This window comes from Acidovorax sp. CCYZU-2555, assembly GCF_018413525.1.
GTDB lineage: Bacteria > Pseudomonadota > Gammaproteobacteria > Burkholderiales > Burkholderiaceae_C > Comamonas.
This window is the reverse complement of sequence record NZ_JAHCDD010000012.1, coordinates 1-16,522: the sequence shown is the minus strand read 5'-3', so window position 1 is coordinate 16,522 and position 16,522 is coordinate 1. Positions and strand designations below refer to the sequence as shown.

15 protein-coding genes are annotated in these 16,522 nt (G+C 65.4%); 8 read left to right on the top strand and 7 right to left on the bottom strand.

Features of this window, described 5'->3' with window-relative positions:
• Positions 1-63: 63 nt before the first annotated feature.
• From KHY18_RS06040 to KHY18_RS06020, 5 genes are all read right to left on the bottom strand, one after another.
• Positions 64-2,472 carry a TonB-dependent siderophore receptor gene (locus tag KHY18_RS06040; protein ID WP_213295635.1) on the bottom strand — a complete coding sequence of 803 codons (2,409 nt, stop codon included), beginning with the start codon at positions 2,470-2,472 and terminating at the stop codon, positions 64-66.
• A gap of 142 nt (positions 2,473-2,614) precedes the next feature.
• Positions 2,615-3,607 carry a FecR family protein gene (locus tag KHY18_RS06035; RefSeq protein WP_213295633.1) on the bottom strand — a complete coding sequence of 331 codons (993 nt, stop codon included), beginning with the start codon at positions 3,605-3,607 and terminating at the stop codon, positions 2,615-2,617.
• A complete protein-coding gene (locus tag KHY18_RS06030) occupies positions 3,607-4,164 on the bottom strand; it encodes a sigma-70 family RNA polymerase sigma factor (protein ID WP_213295630.1) in 558 nt (185 codons plus the stop codon). The genes KHY18_RS06035 and KHY18_RS06030 overlap by 1 nt, the downstream gene beginning before the upstream one ends.
• Before the next feature lie 132 nt (positions 4,165-4,296).
• On the bottom strand, positions 4,297-4,914 hold the full coding sequence (locus tag KHY18_RS06025; RefSeq protein WP_213295628.1) for a nitroreductase family protein: 618 nt from the start codon (positions 4,912-4,914) through the stop codon (positions 4,297-4,299).
• A gap of 40 nt (positions 4,915-4,954) precedes the next feature.
• Positions 4,955-5,827, bottom strand: a complete 873-nt coding sequence (locus KHY18_RS06020; protein WP_213295626.1) for an EamA family transporter — start codon at positions 5,825-5,827, stop codon at positions 4,955-4,957.
• Between the two features lie 62 nt (positions 5,828-5,889).
• Here KHY18_RS06020 and KHY18_RS06015 point away from each other — a divergent pair, with 62 nt between their 5' ends.
• Positions 5,890-6,411 carry a MarR family winged helix-turn-helix transcriptional regulator gene (locus KHY18_RS06015; RefSeq protein WP_213295623.1) on the top strand — a complete coding sequence of 174 codons (522 nt, stop codon included), beginning with the start codon at positions 5,890-5,892 and terminating at the stop codon, positions 6,409-6,411.
• A 39-nt stretch (positions 6,412-6,450) separates the two neighbouring features.
• A complete protein-coding gene (locus KHY18_RS06010) occupies positions 6,451-7,089 on the top strand; it encodes an SMI1/KNR4 family protein (RefSeq protein ID WP_213295616.1) in 639 nt (212 codons plus the stop codon).
• Between the two features lie 20 nt (positions 7,090-7,109).
• Here the strand turns inward: KHY18_RS06010 and KHY18_RS06005 are convergent, their stop codons facing one another.
• Together KHY18_RS06005 and KHY18_RS06000 are read right to left on the bottom strand one after the other, a co-directional pair.
• Positions 7,110-8,078 carry a Bug family tripartite tricarboxylate transporter substrate binding protein gene (locus KHY18_RS06005; protein ID WP_213295608.1) on the bottom strand — a complete coding sequence of 323 codons (969 nt, stop codon included), beginning with the start codon at positions 8,076-8,078 and terminating at the stop codon, positions 7,110-7,112.
• 24 nt (positions 8,079-8,102) lie between these two features.
• Positions 8,103-8,732, bottom strand: coding sequence for an RraA family protein (locus KHY18_RS06000; RefSeq protein ID WP_213295605.1), 630 nt, complete (start codon positions 8,730-8,732; stop codon positions 8,103-8,105).
• Between the two features lie 107 nt (positions 8,733-8,839).
• Here KHY18_RS06000 and KHY18_RS05995 point away from each other — a divergent pair, with 107 nt between their 5' ends.
• From KHY18_RS05995 to KHY18_RS05970, 6 genes are all read left to right on the top strand, one after another.
• Positions 8,840-9,742, top strand: a complete 903-nt coding sequence (locus KHY18_RS05995) for a LysR family transcriptional regulator (RefSeq protein WP_213295593.1) — start codon at positions 8,840-8,842, stop codon at positions 9,740-9,742.
• Between the two features lie 105 nt (positions 9,743-9,847).
• A complete protein-coding gene (locus KHY18_RS05990; RefSeq protein ID WP_213295579.1) occupies positions 9,848-10,543 on the top strand; it encodes a response regulator transcription factor in 696 nt (231 codons plus the stop codon).
• A 23-nt stretch (positions 10,544-10,566) separates the two neighbouring features.
• Positions 10,567-12,417 (top strand): sensor histidine kinase, encoded by a 1,851-nt coding sequence (locus KHY18_RS05985; RefSeq protein WP_213295576.1) that lies wholly within the window; start codon positions 10,567-10,569, stop codon positions 12,415-12,417.
• A 116-nt stretch (positions 12,418-12,533) separates the two neighbouring features.
• Positions 12,534-14,492, top strand: a complete 1,959-nt coding sequence (locus KHY18_RS05980) for a sensor histidine kinase (protein WP_213295573.1) — start codon at positions 12,534-12,536, stop codon at positions 14,490-14,492.
• 363 nt (positions 14,493-14,855) lie between these two features.
• Positions 14,856-15,674 carry an NAD-dependent epimerase/dehydratase family protein gene (locus KHY18_RS05975; protein WP_213295570.1) on the top strand — a complete coding sequence of 273 codons (819 nt, stop codon included), beginning with the start codon at positions 14,856-14,858 and terminating at the stop codon, positions 15,672-15,674.
• A 5-nt stretch (positions 15,675-15,679) separates the two neighbouring features.
• A partial coding sequence (locus KHY18_RS05970; RefSeq protein WP_213295567.1) for an SMP-30/gluconolactonase/LRE family protein occupies positions 15,680-16,522 on the top strand: 843 nt, incomplete at its 3' end.

Below are 16,522 nucleotides of genomic sequence, written 5' to 3'. Positions count from 1 at the left end.
AGCCCGCGCCCGGACCGGGAACCGATGTTATAGCATCACAAAAGTCAGCGCATCTGCGCGGCCTCAGAAGCGGTACTTTGCCGACACCGCGAAGTTGCGCGGCGGGCCGTAAGTGCCGTAGGCACCGCCGCCCGAAGCGTAGTAGCGCTTGTCGAGCGCGTTGTTCAGATGGAAAGCCAGCGACAGTTGCTGGTCGACTTCGTAGCGCGCCATCAGATTGACCAGCGGCACCGCGCCCTGGCGCACATTGAGCGGGCTGTCCCCGTCGCCATTGGTCGCGCTCTGCCAGTTGACGCCGCCGCCCAGCGTGAGCCGGCTCCAGTCGCCCGGCAGCCGGTAAGCGGTGAACACCTTGAGGCTGTGCAACGGCAGGTAGTTCGACACGCGCTGGCCCGCGGTGTCCTCGCTGCGCGCAAACGCATAGCCCGCGGTGAGCTGCCAGCCCTTGGCGAGTTCGCCATTGCCTTCGAGCTCCACGCCGCGCGTGGTGGTCAGGCCCGAGATGTCGTAGCGGAAGTCCTGGGCGTTCCAGACCGCGATGTTCTTGAGCTTGGTCTGGTACAGCGACAGGCTGGAATTGAGCTTGCCTTCGAAGAAGCTGGCCTTGACGCCGGTTTCGAAGCCCTGGCCCTCCTCGGGATCGACCTGCTGGGCGTTCATCTCGAGGATGCCGTAGTCCTGCGGACGGAAGATCTTGGTGTAGCTCGCATAGACCGACCAGGTGTCATCGAGCGCATGCACGAGGCCGGCATACGGCACCAGCACATTCTCCTTTTGCCGGTAGGCCGCATCCGTGGCAGGCGTGACGTCCATCTGCCAATGGGTCAGCCGTGCGCCCAGCAGCACGCTGGTCGCATCGGTGAGGCTCAGGCGCGTGTTGAGGAAGGCGTTGTCCTGGCGTTCGCGGGTCTTGCTGCCGGCGGTGGCCGTGAAGGCCGGCGTGGGCGCGTCTACCCAGTCGTGGTAGTTGATGAAGATGCTGTAGGCCGGGTCGCGCGTGTAGCTTGGGCCCTGCTGCTCGAACTGCGACAGCGTCACGCCCGCGATCAGCTCATGGCTGCGGCCGAACAGCGGGAAGGCGCCCGTGACATAGGCATCGAGGCTTTGCTGTTCGGGCTTGCTGTTCCAGTGGCTGGCGTAGATGCGCGAACCCGCGCCGCTCGCGTCCTGGCCCGTCCAGATGCTGCCCACCATGCCGTCGTACTTGTAGCGCGTGTTGGTGTACTCGGCCTTGCCCACCCAGCCCGGGGCGAACTTGTGTTCGATCGACGTGAACCCGCCCGTGCTGCTGTGGTCGTAGAAGCGCCAGGGCTGGCTGCGGTTGTCGCCCAGCGACTGCGGCGTGGGCGTGCCGTCTGCGAACAGCAGCGGCCGGCCCTGGATGGCCGAGTTGCTGTCCTGCTGCAGATGGCTGAAGCCGGCCGTGAGCAGCGTGTCGCGGCCCAGGTCCATTTCGGCGATGCCGTACAGCGCCAGGTCTTCCTGCTTGAAGCGGTCGACCCAGCCGTTGCGACGCGTGCCATCGGCCACCAGGCGCGCGCGAATGGACTGCTCCTCGTTGACCGCCCCCGAGACATCGAAGCCCGCACCCACGCGGTTCCAGCTGCCGGCCTGGGCCGTCACGCTGGCCTGGCGCTGGGCCGTGGGCCGCTTGCGAATCAGGTTGACCGTGGCCGCGGGCGTGCCCAGGCCGTTCATGATGCCGGTCGCGCCGCGCACCACTTCGATGCGGTCATAGGCCGCAGTGTTCGACAGGAACGGACTCATGCTCGTTGACACCGGCACCCCGTCGATCTGGTAGTTGTTGAGGCTGGAACCGCGCGCATAAATCGCGGGGCTGTCCTGTCCGTAGGTCGTGTGCTGGACGATGATGCCGGCCGTGGCCTCGAGCGCGTCGACCAGGTTGTCGAGCTTCTGATCGTCCATGCGCTGGCGCGTGAGCACCGTCACCGACTGCGGCGTTTCCTGCGGTGTCAGATTCAGGCGGGTCGAGCTGCTGGTCGAAAACGAGGTGTACGAGCCCGTGCCTTCGGTGGTCGAGCCCGGGGCCTTGCCCGAGACCGTGACTTCCGGCATCACGCTGCTGCCCACGGCGGGAGCCGCCTTGGCGGCGGCGCGCAGGCCATAGCTGCCATCGGCCTGGCGCTGGGCCTCGAGGCCTGTGCCCGCGAGCACGGCCGCAAAGCCGGCTTCGACGCCATAGCTGCCCTTGAGACCGGGGCTGTTCTTGCCCTCGACCATGCTGCCCGAGCCCACGAGATAGACGCCGGCTTCGCGCGAGAAGCGCGTGAGCACGGTCGCCAGCGCGCTCGCCGGAATGTCATAGCTGCGGCCGGCCTGGGCCAGCGCCGGCGTGGGCTGGCCGACCACGGCCAGGGTTGCGCCCAGGGCGAGCAGATGAATGGCCAGCGCCAGGGGGCGCAGGGCGGGAAGGTTCGAACCGGCGATGGCGGCCGGGCGGCGTTGCGACATGGGTGGAATTCCTCAGGCAATGGGTCGGTGATGGAAACGAAGACCGCGGCGCGCTGCGGCGGCGGCGCGGCGACATGCTTGTCTTCTCTTCCCTTAAACCAGCGAGACCGCCAAACCCGGAACCTCGGAAACGAAAATAATTTCAGCGCCTGGCTTCTATGCTGGTCCACCAGGGCAAGGGCTGCGCTATGCGTATCGGCAGCGCCGAGGCCAGCATGGCCAGCACGCGGTCGGTGTCGTGTATGGGCAGATTGCCGTAGACCGTCAGGCCCGCGACTTCGTCGGCCACGCCGAGGTGGCCGCGGCGATAGCGGCGCAGCTCGCGCAGCACTTCGCCCAGCGGAATGTTGTCGGCGACCAGCGTGCCCTGGGTCCAGGCCTCGCGCGCCAGGTCGGCCGCAGCGGCCGGCTCGATCTGCGCGGCCGTGAAGCCCGCCTGCCGGCCGGCCGCGACCACCGCCGTCGCGCCGCTGTCCGCGGTGCGGATTTCCACCGCGCCCTCGTACACTGCGAGCTGTGTACGGGGACCATCGAGGCGCACATTGAAGCGCGTGCCCAGCGCGCGCATGCGGCCCTGCGGCGTATCGACCACCAGGGGCCGCGCCGCATCCCGGGCCGTCTGCAGAAAGATTTCTCCCGTGTGCAACACGATGCGGCGCGTGTCGGCCGTGAAGCGCACATCGATCGCCGTCGCGGTGTTGAGCCAAAGGCGCGAGCCGTCGGCCAACGTGATCGTGCGCTGTTCGCCCACGCGCGTGCGGTGGTCCGCGCCCCAGGCCAGCAGTTCGCCGGGCAGCCCGGTCTGGCGCCAGGCCAGCATGCCCGCGAAACCGCCGCTGGCGAGCAGCGCCACGCCGGCCAGCAGGCGCCGGCGGCTGCGCAGGCGATCGTGGGCCGCAGTCAGCTGATCGGCCGTGGTGCGCGCATTCGACAGCGTCTGCACGGGCTCGAAGGTGCGGCTGATCTCCTCGACATAACGCCAGGCCGTGGCGTGTTCCTCGGCCGCATCGCGCCAGTGGCTCCAGGCCGCGCGCTCGGCCGCGCCGGCCCGGCCATCGCGCAGGCAGGCATACCACTCGGCGGCCTGCTCCAGGGCCGCGTGCGAAGGCTCGGTGACGGGCGCGCTGCGTTCCATCAGCCGCCCGGCTCGGCGCGCAAGGCCAGCGCGGTCTCTCGCGCGCGCAGGCTCAGGCAGCCGAGCATGGCCTGCGCCACGTACTTGCGCACCATGCGACCCGAGACCTGCAGCGCGGCGCCGACTTCGTCGTCGGTCATTTCGCAGACCACGGCCAGCGTGAAGGCCCGTGCCGCCTTGGGCGACAGGCTTTGCAGCATCGCGCCGACTTCTTCGAGCGCCTGCAGCACGATCGCCTGGCGTTCGGCCGAGGGATAGCGGGATTCGGGCGTGGCGGCAAGGATTTCCAGCCAGGCGCGTTCGATTTCCTGGCGGCGCCACAGATTGATGCAGAGGTTTTGCGCCGTGACGCGCAGATACGCACGCGCCTGGCCCACGCCCGCGAACTGTGGGCGTTGCGCGCCGCTGAGCAGGCGCACGAAAGTGTCGTGCGCCAGGTCTGCCGCATCCGCGGCGCTGCCCAGCCTGCGGCGCAGCCAGCCCTGCAGCCACCCGTGGTGGTCCAGATAAAGACCTTGAATGCTTGACGATGGTGCGATGGGTTCGGCGGTGGACATGGCTTCCTTGCTCACAAAGGCCGGGCGCGATGCCACCCTGGATGAGAACCGTTCGCATTCTAAAGCAAGCCCCCGCCGCAAGGGTGGCGCAGGCGCCACAGGGCGCGCGACAATCAGTCGCGCGGCCCGCGCTCAGGCCAGTGTCAGCACTTCAGCCAGCGCTTTGCGCGGCTTCTGCGCCCCATTGCCCGTGCCGGCATAGCCCACCGCAACAATCATCACCGGCAGCTCCAGGGCAGTCAGTCCGAATTCCGCCGCCACCTGCTGCGCATCGAAGCCTCCCATGGCGCATGAGCCCAGACCCATGCCTTGCGCCGCGAGCATCAGCGTCATCGCAGCCATGGACGCCGAACGCTGGGCCTCATCGCGCTGCAGCGCGGCATTGCCTTCGTGGGACGCGTGGGCCTGCGCCACCCACGCGTCGGCCACGGGCTGTTGCAGGATGCCGGCGGCGACGCTGGGCTGCAGCGCCGCCGCCAGATGCACATGCGCGGCCAGCGTGCCGCAGACGATGAAGGCCACCGACGCATCGGCAATTTTCTGCTGGCCGAAAGCCGCGGCTTTCAGCCTTGCCTTGCCCTCAGGCGAACGCACGGCGATCAGCCGCCAGTTCTGCAGGTTGTAGGCCGTGGGCGCCGTTGTCGCCAGACGCGCCAGCGCCGCGATGCGCGCGTCGTCCAGCGGGCGATCGGGCTGGAATTGATGGATGGAGGTGCGGGATGCAAGCGCGTCGTGCAGGGAAGAAATCATGTCGATACAGAAGAAAAAGGAGAGAACGAAAGCTGCGCGTTTACCGGCCGCGGGCCGTGGTCCATTGCACGGCGAAGACGCTGACCAGGGCGATCACCAACCCCCACAGCGCCATGCCCGTGATCGCCTGGCCCAGCAGCGTCCAGCCCAGCACCACGGCCGCGAGCGGGCTCAGCAGGCCCAGCGAGGCCACGGCGACCGTGGGCAGGCGCGCCACGCCGCGAAACCAGAGTGCGTAGGCGAGCAAGGCGCCGGCCAGGCTCAGATAGGCATAGGCCGCCCATTGCAAGGGCGTCAATGGCGGCAGCGGCGCATCGACAAGCCAGGCGATGGGCGCGAGCATCAAGCCGCCCAGCGTCAGCTGCCAGCCCGTGAGCGGCAAGACGGAAAGCGGCAGCTGCCAGCGGCGCGTGAGCCACACGCCCGTCGCCATGCACGCCGCGCCCAGCAAGGCCGCGGCCATGCCCACGGGCTCGAACACCGTCTGCGGCGACAGCAGCAGCACGGCCAGGCCCAGCACGCCGGCCACGGCCGCCCAGAGCGTGATCTGCGCCGGCGCGCGCCGGTCCACGGCCCAGGCCAGCAGCATCACCAGCAACGGCTGTATCGCGCCCAGCACCGCGGCCAGCCCGCCGGGCAGGCGGTAGGCGGCGACGAACAGCAGCGCCTGGAATACGCCGATATTCAGGGCGCTCAACACCAGCAGCCGCCACGCGTCGCGCCGCGTGGGCAAGACCCGCGTGAACAGCAACAGCAGCAGGCCCGCGGGCAAGGCGCGTATCAGCGCGGCGGTGAAAGGCCGGTCGGGCGGCAGGATTTCCGAGGCCACGATATAGGTCGAGCCCCAGATTGCGGGCGCGAGCGCGGTCAGCAGAACGTCGCGCCAATGGCGCAGGGAAGCGGTAAGGTGCATGCTAGTATCTTCAACTCAAGACAAATCGATTGTGCTTGCCAGTTATCTTGAAGTCAAGACATATGAAGACAAAAACCCTTGCCCGCACGCCCGATGCCGTGGATGCCATCCTTGCGCAATGGCAGCGCGAGCGTCCCGATCTGGACGCCAGCCCCATGGGCCCCATAGGCCGCATCAAGCGCTGCGCGGCGCTGCTGGAGCAGCAGCTCGAAGCCGGCTTTGCGCCCTTCGATCTGTGCCTCTGGGAGTTCGACATGCTGGCCGCGCTGCGCCGCAGCGGCGCGTCCTGCCGCCTGAGCCCTACCGAACTGTTCTCCACGCTGATGGTGACTTCGGGCACCATGACCCACAGGCTCAAGCGGCTCGAGAGCCGCGGCTTCATCGAGCGCGTGCCCAATGAACAGGACGCGCGCAGCATGCTGGTGCAGCTCACCGACACAGGCCTGGCGCTGATAGACCGCGCCGTGGAAGCGCATGTCGAGAATGAACGCCGAATGCTGTCGGCGCTGCGCGCCGATGTGCTTTCCCAGCTCGACACGCACCTGTCCACGCTGCTGCTGTCGCTGGAAGAGCGCAAGGCCTGAGCCAGCGCCCCGCACTTCAACCCTTACCCAGGAATTCCCATGCAGACGCTCCATGCCCTTGAAGACTGGCTCAAGACCCACCTCCCGGAAGTGGTTGATGATCTGCAACCCGGCGCCACGGCTGCCGCGCTCGACGACTTCGCCAGCGCGCTGGGCCTGCGGCTGCCCGATGACTTCGTGCAGCTGTACCACTGGCACGACGGCCAGCAGATGGCGATCAACACCGGCCCCTGGTACGGCCTGAACTTTCTGCCGCTGGCGCGCGTGCAAAGCGAGTGCGAGATGTGGCGCGATGTGCGCAAGGAAATGGATCCCGAATCGCTGGCCGATCTGGACAGCCAGATGCAATCGACGCCTGCGGGCCACGTCAAAAAGCAGTATGCGAACGCGCTGTGGATTCCGTTCGCCTACGACTGGGGCGGCAACTACCTGGGAATCGATCTGGACCCGGATGTGCAGGGCACCTATGGCCAGGTGATCAGCTTCGGCCGCGACGAAGAGCGCAAGATCGCCGTCGCGCCCAGCATCGCGGCGTTTGTCGACTGGATGCTGGCCGAGCTTGATGCGGGCAACTTCCACCTCCAGGAAGAAGACGATGGCGGGCGCAGCTTCAATACCCTGCGGCCGCAGAAGTTCCACTTCCTGGATTCGCTGGCCGACCTCTTTCCCGAGCGCTGAGCGAAGGCCGCGCCGCGCGCTTACTCGATCGCGATCTTCGCGTCCTGGATGATCTTGCGGTAGCGCTCGATTTCAGCGCTGGTGAAGCGCGCGAACTCCTCGCGCGTGCCGCCGTTGACGATGGCGCCGTAGTCGTTGAGGCGCTTCTTCACTTCGGGGTCCTGCAGCACGGCGTTGAGCTCCTTGTTGAGCCGGTCGGCGACATTCGCCGGCGTCTTGGCCGGCGCGTAGAAGCCGTACCAGGCCGCGGCCTGCACGCCCTTGTAGCCCAGCTCCTCGAAGGTCTTCACATCGGGCAGCGCAGGCACGCGCTGGCTCGAGGCCACGGCCAGGGCCTTGAGCTTCTGCCCCTTGATATGGCCCACGGAGCCGGTGTCGAACATCAGCGCGATATGGCCGGCCATCAGGTCGGCCGCCGCCGGGCCCGATCCCTTGTAAGGCACATGCATCACGTTGCTGCCCGAGACCTTGGTGAAGATCGCGGCCGCGATGTGCTGCGACGAGCCGTTGCCGCCCGAGCCATAGGAAATCTTGCCGGGCTCGGCCTTGGCCGCCTTCACCAGGTCATCGACGGAGTTGAACTTGGAGTTGGCCGGAACCACCAGCACGTTGGGCACGGTGGCCACCAGCATGATGGGCGTGAAGTCCTTGACGGGATCGAAAGGCAGATCCTTGTAGAGACTGGGATTGATGGCATTGGTGCTGCTGGTGCCCATCAGCAAGGTGTGGCCGTCGGCCGGCTCGCGAATGAACGCCGCGGTGCCGATATTGCCGCCCGCGCCCGCCTTGTTTTCGACGATCACCGGCTGGCCCAGGCGCTCGCCCAGCTTCTGGCCCAGCACGCGCGCGATCACATCGGTCGCGCCGCCCGGTGCCCATGGCACGACGATCTTGACCGGCTTGGTGGGAAAGTTCTGCGCCATGGCCATGCCATGGGCGCCCAGCGCCAGCGCGGCGCCGCATGCGACGATTTTCAGTTGCTTCAACATAGTCTTGTCTCCTTTTGTTTTTGTTCAGACCAGTTGGTTCTTCTCGAGCGTGTCGAAAAGCCACTTCTGGTACACATGTCCGTTGCTGATTTCCTGCTTGATGCCGCGCTCCTTTTCCGCCGTGGCCAGCGCCTTGGCAATCAGTTCGTTCGCCGACTCGGGCGCGAAAGTCACGACCCCGTCTTCGTCACCCACGACCCAGTCGCCGGAATTGACGACCTGGCCGCAGACGTTGACGGCCACGTTGATCTGCCCCGGTCCCAGCTTGTAGGGGCCCTTGTGGTTGAGCGTCTTCGCATAGCAGGGAAAGCCGGCGTCGAGAAACGCTGCACTGTCGCGCACCGCGCCGTCGACGACAAAGCCATGGAAGCCGCGCTGGATGGCGTAAAGCATGATCAGCTCGCCGATCAGCGCGTTCGATGTTTCGCCGTGGCCGTCGACCACCAGCACATCGCCGGGCTTGCCCAGCGTGAGCGCCTTGTAGATCCACAGGTTGTCGCCCGGCCTGACTTTCACCGTCAACGCGCGCCCGATCAGCTTCTTGCTGCCGTGGTAGCGGTTCAAGCCCGCGATGCCCTGCATGCGATCCAGGTTGTCGCTCAGGTGGGAGGTGGGGATCTGCGCCAGTGCTGCGGAAATTTCGGTATCGGTCATGTTCAGGCTCGTTGTCTCGAGCGCCGAATCTACCCAGGGATACGAATAATAAAAAGTGATATTTAATCCGCTTACCCAACAACCAAAAGTTATCACTCGAAAGTGCCATGTTCACCTTCAAACAGATCGAGGCGGTCTACTGGATTGCAAAAACCGGCAGCTTCGTCAACGCCGCCGAACAGCTGCACACCACGCAGGCCGGAATTTCCAAGCGCATCAAGGAGATAGAACAGATCGTCGGCGAAAGCCTGTTCGACCGCAGCGGACGCAAAGTGCGCTTGACGGCCAAGGGAAGCATCCTGGTCCAGGCGGCGGAATCGTTGCTGCGCCAGCGCCAGGCCCTCATGGACGAACTGGTGGACCCGAAGTACATCGACCGCGTGATCAACATCGGCGTGACGGAGCTGGTCTCATCGACCTGGCTTTCGCGCTACCTGATCGCGCTGCACGCCCGCTTCCCCCAGCTTTCCATCCGCCCGCATGTGGATTTTTCCGCCGACCTGCTGGCGAAAGCCGACGCGCAGACGCTCGATCTGATCGTGATCCCGCGGTTTTCCGAGCAGCCCGGCTTCGTGCGCCGCGAACTCGGACCCGCGCAATTCGAATGGCTGGGCAGCCCCGGCGTCAAAGCCCGGCTCGCGCGCCGCGGCGCCGACGAACCCTGGGATACGCCGCTGCTGATGCAAGGCAACGGCTCGGGCCTGGGCTTCATCACCGAGCGCTATCTGCAGGGCAGCCAGCAGTTGGGCAACCACCAGGTGCTGCGCACCAACAGCCTGCTGCCGCTGGTGGGAATGACGCTCGCGGGCCAGGGCGTGAGTTTTCTGCCCACCGGCTATCTGCGCCAGGAACTCGAAGCCGGCCGCCTGGTACCGGTGGATACCGGCCTGAGCAACGACGCCGTCGTCTACGACATGCTGTACCGCCAGGAGCAGCAAAGCGAGTTGTTCAAGCAGCTCGCGGAATTGGCTTATGAATGCTGCGATTTCAGCGCCAGCTTTCTGACCTGATGCCCCACGCGCCGCGGCGGGCTTACAAGTTTCCAGGGATGGCGCAGGCGGCGCTGCCCAGGTATATTCTTCTGTACCTTCCTAGTGCTTCCAGCCCTCAACACTATGTCAAAGAATGCGTTGCCGGCCACGCCCATCCTTCCCAGCCCGGTGTTGCTGGTCGAAGACGAGTCGCCCATCCAGGAACGCCTGCTCAAGATCATGTGCGAGCTGGGCTACTCCCCGGGTTTCATTCATGTCGCCGGCACGCTGGCCGAGGCCCGCCGCCTGGTCGAAGCCCGGCGCTTTGCGCTGGCCCTGGTCGATCTGGGCCTGCCCGATGGCCACGGCTGTGATTTCATTGCCGAACTGCGCCAGCGCGACACCTCCATGGGCATCCTGGTGATCTCCGCCTGGAGCACGCAGGAAACCATATTGCGCGCGCTGCATGCGGGCGCCACCGGCTACCTGCTCAAGGAACGCGACGACCTCGAAGTGATGCTGTCGATACGCAGCGTGCTGCGCGGCGGCGCGCCCATAGACCCCTTCATCGCCCGGCATATCCTGGCCGAACTGCCTCAGGCAAAAGACGACGGGCCAGACGCCGCGCCCCGGGTTCAGGCCCCCAGCATTCTGACAACGCGCGAAGCGCAGATCCTGGCGCTGGTCGCCGACGGAAAGTCGAACCGCGATATCGCGGAACATCTGCAGATCTCGCGCTATACGGTGGAGTGCCACATCACGCACATCTACCGCAAGCTCGAAGTGTCCTCGCGCACCAAGGCCATCAACGAAGGACGCCTGCGCGGCCTGCTTCAATAGCGGCCAGACACTGCCGTATTGGCATGCGGCTGCGCATCCTCATCCTGCTGGCATGCGGCCTGCTTCAGTCGGCCTGGGCACAAGCCTGCACGATCACCATCGGAGCCGTGCACGCGGCCAGGGAACTGCCCGGCGCATCCGGCCGGCCTGCACACGACTGGCAGCCGGTGACGCTGCCAGACACCTGGACCACGCGCTGGCCCGGCTACAGCGGCGTGGTCTGGTACCGCATCAGCCTGAACCAGGACTGCTCGGCCGCCTTGCAGGCCCAGGAGCCCGTGGCGCTGCTGGCCACCTCGATCAACATGGCCGGCGAGGTCTACCTGAACGACACCTTGCTTTGGCGCGACACCAGCATGCAGGAGCCTCTGTCGCGCAGCTGGAACATGCCCCGGTACTGGATACTGCCCCTGGCCGCGCTGCAGGCCGATGGCAACGCGATCTGGATTCGTATCCAGGGCGAGGCACTGGTACAGCCCGGTCTGGGCACGATCAGGGTAGGCCCGGCCGCACAACTGCTGGAGCTGCATGAGCATTTCGTTTGGTCGAATCGAACGATCTTCAAGATCAATCTGATCGGAACGCTGTTCATCACCGCCCTGTTTTCCGGCATCTGGCTTCTCAACCGCAAGCAATCCGTGCATGGCTGGTTTGCCGCGCTGAACCTGGCCTGGGCTATGTTCATCTACAACGTGATCGCCACCGACCCCTGGCCGTTCCAAGAGGTCGCCAGCGTGGCGCGGTTCAACGCCATTGCCTTCATGGTGTTCTGCAGCTGCTATGCCATTTTCATTTTCGAGCTGCTGGGGCGTGCCCTCCCGCACCGGCTGCAACGCGGGCTGCAGGCCGTCACCCTGGGAATGTCGCTGCTGGTCGCGCTGATGCCGGAAAAACACCTGGAGTCCACGATGGACCTGGGCACGAGCAGCCACATGCTGGCATTCACGATCGCCAGCATCGCGCCGCTGGTGTATGCCTGGCGCTACCGCAGCCTCAAGGATGTCTTGCTGGCCTTGCCGGGGCTGTTGATGCTGTGCGTCGCCGTGCACGATCTGAACCGCTATTTGCTCAAGACGTCCGAGCCCATGACGCTCGCGCCCTACACCAGCTTGTTCGCCATGATCCTGATCACCGGCGTGCTGGGCGCGCGCATCGCGGCCAGCATGCGCCGCACCGAACGCTTCAACGTGGAGCTCACGGCCGCGGTCGAGCAGGCCTGCCGGGAACTCGAAACCACGATGGACAAGAAGCATCAGACGGCGCTGTCGAATTCGCGCCTGCAGGAGCGCCTGCAGTTCATTCACGACCTGCACGACGGCTTCGGCAGCGCGCTGGTGCGGGCCATCATCCAGGCGGAGCGCAACGCGGACACCCATCCCGAGGCGAGCCGCCATGTCTCCACCCTGCGCTCCCTGCGCGATGATTTGCGCAACGTGATCGACGGCAGGCACACGGCCCATTCCGCCACACCAGCCACGCCCGCCGAATGGCTCGCGCCCACGCGCCACCGTTTTTCCACGCTGTTCGATGAATTGGACATGACCAGCCACTGGTCCTGCCTCGCGGCCTGGCCCCGGCCGCCTGGCGTGGCGCTGTGCATGGAACTCACGCGCCTGCTCGAAGAAGCCTTGTCCAATGTGCTCAAGCACAGCGCGGCGACCGAAGTGGAGGTCGCGCTGACCGAGGACGCACGCGGCGTGCTCACGCTCGAAGTGCGCGACAACGGCGTGGGCTTCGACATCGCCGCCATGGGCCAGGAGACCGGCGGCATAGGCCTGTCGTCCATGCATGCGCGGGTCGCTAGGCTCGGAGGCAAGTTGCATCTTGAGTCCCGACCAGGCCACAGTCTGGTGCGCGCGCGCCTGGGGCGTTGAGCACGCCGCCTAGCGTCCTGACAACATATCCGGCGCAAATCCTTGCACTGGTCGCCAACGGCAAGTCAAATGGGGATCTTGCGCAACCGCTGCCTCATCTCACGCCGCACCGTTGAATGTCTCACCACGCACACTTACCGAAATTTGAAAGTTTCTTCGCGCCCCAAGGCCATCAACAAAGAACCTCGGCGCGGCCTGCTGCTATAGCGACCAAGCGCTGCCATATCGGCACACTGCTGCTAGGTCTGCTGCTGCTCACCTGCAGCCTGTTCCAGTCGGCCTGGGCGCAGACCTGCCCGCCCGCCATCACCGAAGCCCATGTCGCCCAGGAGCTGGCTGGCACCACCGACCGGCCCACCCAGGGCTGGCAACCGACGACGCTGCCCGACGACTGGACCAGGCGCTGGCCTGGCTACAACGGCGGGGCCTGGTACCGCATCCCGTTGCCCCATGGCTGTACCGCCGCGACAAAAGAGCCGATCGCGCTGTTCGTGCCCTCGATCAACATGGCCGGCGAGGTCTATCTGAACGACACCTTGCTGTGGCGTGACGCCAGCCTGCAGGAGCCGCTTTCGCGCAGCTGGAACATGCCCAGGTACTGGGTCCTGCCCCAGGCAGCGCTGCAGGCCGAAGGCAATGCGATCTGGATTCGAGTCCAGGGAAAGGCGCTGGTCCACTCCGGCCTGGGCATGGTCTGGGTAGGCCCGGCCGCACAACTGCGAGCGCTGCATGACAAATTCATATGGGCGTACCGCTCGCGCTTCGAAATCAATCTGGTCGGCACGCTATTCATCGCGGGCTTGTTCGCCGGCATCTGGCTGCTCTACCGCAAGCAGGCATTGCATGGCTGGTACGCGCTGCTGAACCTGGCCTGGTCGCTGTTCATCTACAACACGGTGGCGACCGATCCCTGGCCGCTCCGTGATGTGGCAGGCGTGGTGCGGGCCAACGCCATCGCGTTCATGGTGTTCTGCACCTGCTATGCGATGTTCACCACGCTGCTGCAGGGCCGTTCGTTCCTGCGCGGACAGAAACACGGCCTGCCGGCCATGACGCTGGGACTGTCACTGCTGGTCGTGCTGATGCCGGAATCGCATCTGGAATTCACGATGAATCTGGCGTGTAGTACGCATATGCTGGTGTTCGTGATCGCCAGCATCGTGCCTTTATTCCATGCCTGGCGCAGCCGCAGGACCGAAGATGTTTTCTATGCATTTCTGGGCCTGGGATTCTTGTGCATCGCGGTCGTCGATGCGTACTCCTTTTTCTCCGGAAATCCCGTGCCCCGGCTGCTGATGCCCTACGCCAACCTGATCACCATGGTGGTCATCACGGCGTTGCTGGGCGCACGCATCGCGGCCAGCATGCGGCGTACCGAACGCTTCAATGTGGAGCTCAGGGCAGCGGTCGAGCAGGCCTGCCGTGAACTCGAAACCACGATGGGCAATGAACACCAGCTGGCGCTGTCGAACGCACGCCTGCAGCAACGACTGCAGTTCATTCACGACCTGCACGACGGCTTCGGCAGCGCGCTGGTGCGCGCCATCATCCAGGCGGAGCACAGTGCCGAAACCCATGCCGAGGCCAGCCGCCATGTCTCCACCCTCAAGTCGCTGCGCGATGATCTGCGCAACGTGATGGACGGCGGGCGCACCGCCCAAGCAGACACTCCCGAGACGCCGGCCGAATGGATGGCGCCCACGCGCCACCGCTTTTCCACGCTGTTCGATGAACTGGACATGACCAGCCACTGGTCCTGCCTCGCGGCCTGGCCAAGGCCGCCCAGCGTGGCGCTGTGCATGGAACTCACGCGTCTGCTGGAAGAAGCCTTGTCCAATGTGCTCAAGCACAGCGCGGCGACCGAAGTGGAAATCTCGCTGACCGAGGACGCACGCGGCGTGCTCACGCTGGAAGTGCGCGACAACGGCGTGGGCTTCGACATCGCCGCCATGGGCCACGAAACGGGCGGCATAGGCCTGTCGTCCATGCATGCGCGCGTCGCCCGGCTGGGCGGACAACTTGAGCTCGAGTCACGCCCAGGGCATAGCCTGGTGCGCGCCAGCATCGCAGCGTGATCAGCAAGTCCTGCCTGCGCGGCCTTGTCTGCGCAGTCCGGGTGCCGTGCCCCCCATCCGTGCATCTTGGTTGCACCGTTGAACGTAGCCTGGCGCCCATTCACCGAAAACCCTGAGAATCCTCTGCACAAATCCCTGCGGCAGCCCGCAGCGCGACCCGGGCGTCTTGTGTCGACGATTCCCCAGCCTTCTCACCGACAAAAGCGTACCGATAACAGGCTAGCGGTGAATGGCGTTTTGTTGACGTCAGACGACCAAAAATAGGGACAGTCCATAGAAAACACTTTCTCTTCCATGAATGTGCCGCACATAATAGGCACCTAGTCATACGACGACAGATGACTTTCACCAAGTTTTACTGCCATGCCAACACATTCTTCCTCCATACGTTTTCAACGACTGCTGCTCACTGGCGCTGCAGGCGGCCTGGGCCGCGAACTGCGCACGCGACTCAAGGCCTATAGCCAGGTGCTCAGACTTTCCGACATTGCAGATCTGGGCGCGCCCGCACAGGGCGAGGAACTGCATCCCGCCCGCCTCGAAGATGCGGATGCGGTACTGGAGCTGCTGAACGGCGTGGATGCAGTGGTTCATCTGGGCGGCGTTTCCACCGAGCAACCCTGGGATTCCATACTGCAGGCCAATATCGTCGGCGCCTACAACCTCTACGAGGCCGCACGCAAGCAGGGCGTCAGACGCGTGGTGTTTGCCAGCTCCAACCATGTGACGGGGTTCTATCGACAGGATCAAGTGGTCTCGGTACGCGATCCGGCCAGGCCGGACGGCCTCTACGGCTTGTCGAAGGCCTTCGGCGAAGACCTGTCGCGTTTCTATTTCGATCGCTACGGCATCGAGACCGTCTGCCTGCGAATCGGCTCATCGTTCCCCGAGCCGCGCAATCGCAGGATGCTCGCCACCTGGCTCAGCTACGACGATCTGGAACGGCTCATCATCGCCAGCCTCACCGCGCCTGTCGTCGGACACAGCATCATTTACGGCATGAGCGACAACACCACCGCCTGGTGGGACAACAACGGCACGCAGCACATAGGCTATCGTCCGCAAGATACCTCCGAGCCCTACCGCGGCCAGCTCGAGGCCGCCGAGCCTCTTCTGGACCACGGCGATCCCGCCGTCATTTTCCAGGGCGGCCCGTTCGTGCGCACCGGCCCATTCGAATGAGTGCCATGGAACTGCTGTTGCCGCTGCACAGGGATCAGGTCGGCGAAAGCCCGGTATGGAGCACTGCGGAACAGGCATTGTTCTGGGTCGACATAGAGGGCCGCCAGCTCCATTGCTGGTCGCATTCGGACGCCAGCGTGCGCAGCTGGAAATCCAGCCAGCGCATTGCCTGCATCGCATTGCACGCGCAAGGCGGGCTGATCGCCGGCATGGAAACCGGTGTTTTTCATCTGCAACCGGAAGATGACGGTCGACTCAAGCAATCCCTGCTCTCCGAAGTCGAACATCCCGAAGACGGCATGCGCTTCAACGACGGGCGCTGCGATCGCGCTGGCCGGTTCTGGGCCGGCACGATGGTGCGCGACATGGCCTTGGCGCGCCCCGCGGGCGGGCTGTATCGCGTGGACGACCGCGGCCTGTCGCTGCCGCTGATCGACGGATTGGTGACCCCGAACGGGCTGGCCTTCAGCCCCGACGGCAAGACCATGTACCTGAGCGACAGCCACCCCGGCGTGCAGAAGGTCTGGACGCTGCCCTTGAACGACGACGGCTCGCTGGGCGAACGCCGACTCTTTGTCGACATGCGCGAGCTGCCCGGACGTCCCGACGGTGCCGCGGTCGATACCGACGGGTGCTATTGGGTATGCGGCAACGACGCGGGCATGGTGCACCGCTTCACACCCGCGGGCCGGCTCGACCGCTCCATTCGCGTGCCCACGAGCAAACCCGCGATGTGCAGCTTCGGCGGCCCCGATCTGGACTTGCTGTTCGTCACCACCATCCGCCCGGCGCAGGCGCTGGGCGACGATGCAGCCTTGGGCGGCGCGATATTCGTGCTGCAGCCGGGC

Coding starts and splice junctions, on each gene's coding strand:
- KHY18_RS06040 (WP_213295635.1), bottom strand. CDS start 2,472: ATGTCGCAACGCCGCCCGGCCGCCATCGCCGGTTCGAACCTTCCCGCC.
- KHY18_RS06035 (WP_213295633.1), bottom strand. CDS start 3,607: ATGGAACGCAGCGCGCCCGTCACCGAGCCTTCGCACGCGGCCCTGGAG.
- KHY18_RS06030 (WP_213295630.1), bottom strand. CDS start 4,164: ATGTCCACCGCCGAACCCATCGCACCATCGTCAAGCATTCAAGGTCTT.
- KHY18_RS06025 (WP_213295628.1), bottom strand. CDS start 4,914: ATGATTTCTTCCCTGCACGACGCGCTTGCATCCCGCACCTCCATCCAT.
- KHY18_RS06020 (WP_213295626.1), bottom strand. CDS start 5,827: ATGCACCTTACCGCTTCCCTGCGCCATTGGCGCGACGTTCTGCTGACC.
- KHY18_RS06015 (WP_213295623.1), top strand. CDS start 5,890: ATGAAGACAAAAACCCTTGCCCGCACGCCCGATGCCGTGGATGCCATC.
- KHY18_RS06010 (WP_213295616.1), top strand. CDS start 6,451: ATGCAGACGCTCCATGCCCTTGAAGACTGGCTCAAGACCCACCTCCCG.
- KHY18_RS06005 (WP_213295608.1), bottom strand. CDS start 8,078: ATGTTGAAGCAACTGAAAATCGTCGCATGCGGCGCCGCGCTGGCGCTG.
- KHY18_RS06000 (WP_213295605.1), bottom strand. CDS start 8,732: ATGACCGATACCGAAATTTCCGCAGCACTGGCGCAGATCCCCACCTCC.
- KHY18_RS05995 (WP_213295593.1), top strand. CDS start 8,840: ATGTTCACCTTCAAACAGATCGAGGCGGTCTACTGGATTGCAAAAACC.
- KHY18_RS05990 (WP_213295579.1), top strand. CDS start 9,848: ATGTCAAAGAATGCGTTGCCGGCCACGCCCATCCTTCCCAGCCCGGTG.
- KHY18_RS05985 (WP_213295576.1), top strand. CDS start 10,567: ATGCGGCTGCGCATCCTCATCCTGCTGGCATGCGGCCTGCTTCAGTCG.
- KHY18_RS05980 (WP_213295573.1), top strand. CDS start 12,534: ATGTCTCACCACGCACACTTACCGAAATTTGAAAGTTTCTTCGCGCCC.
- KHY18_RS05975 (WP_213295570.1), top strand. CDS start 14,856: ATGCCAACACATTCTTCCTCCATACGTTTTCAACGACTGCTGCTCACT.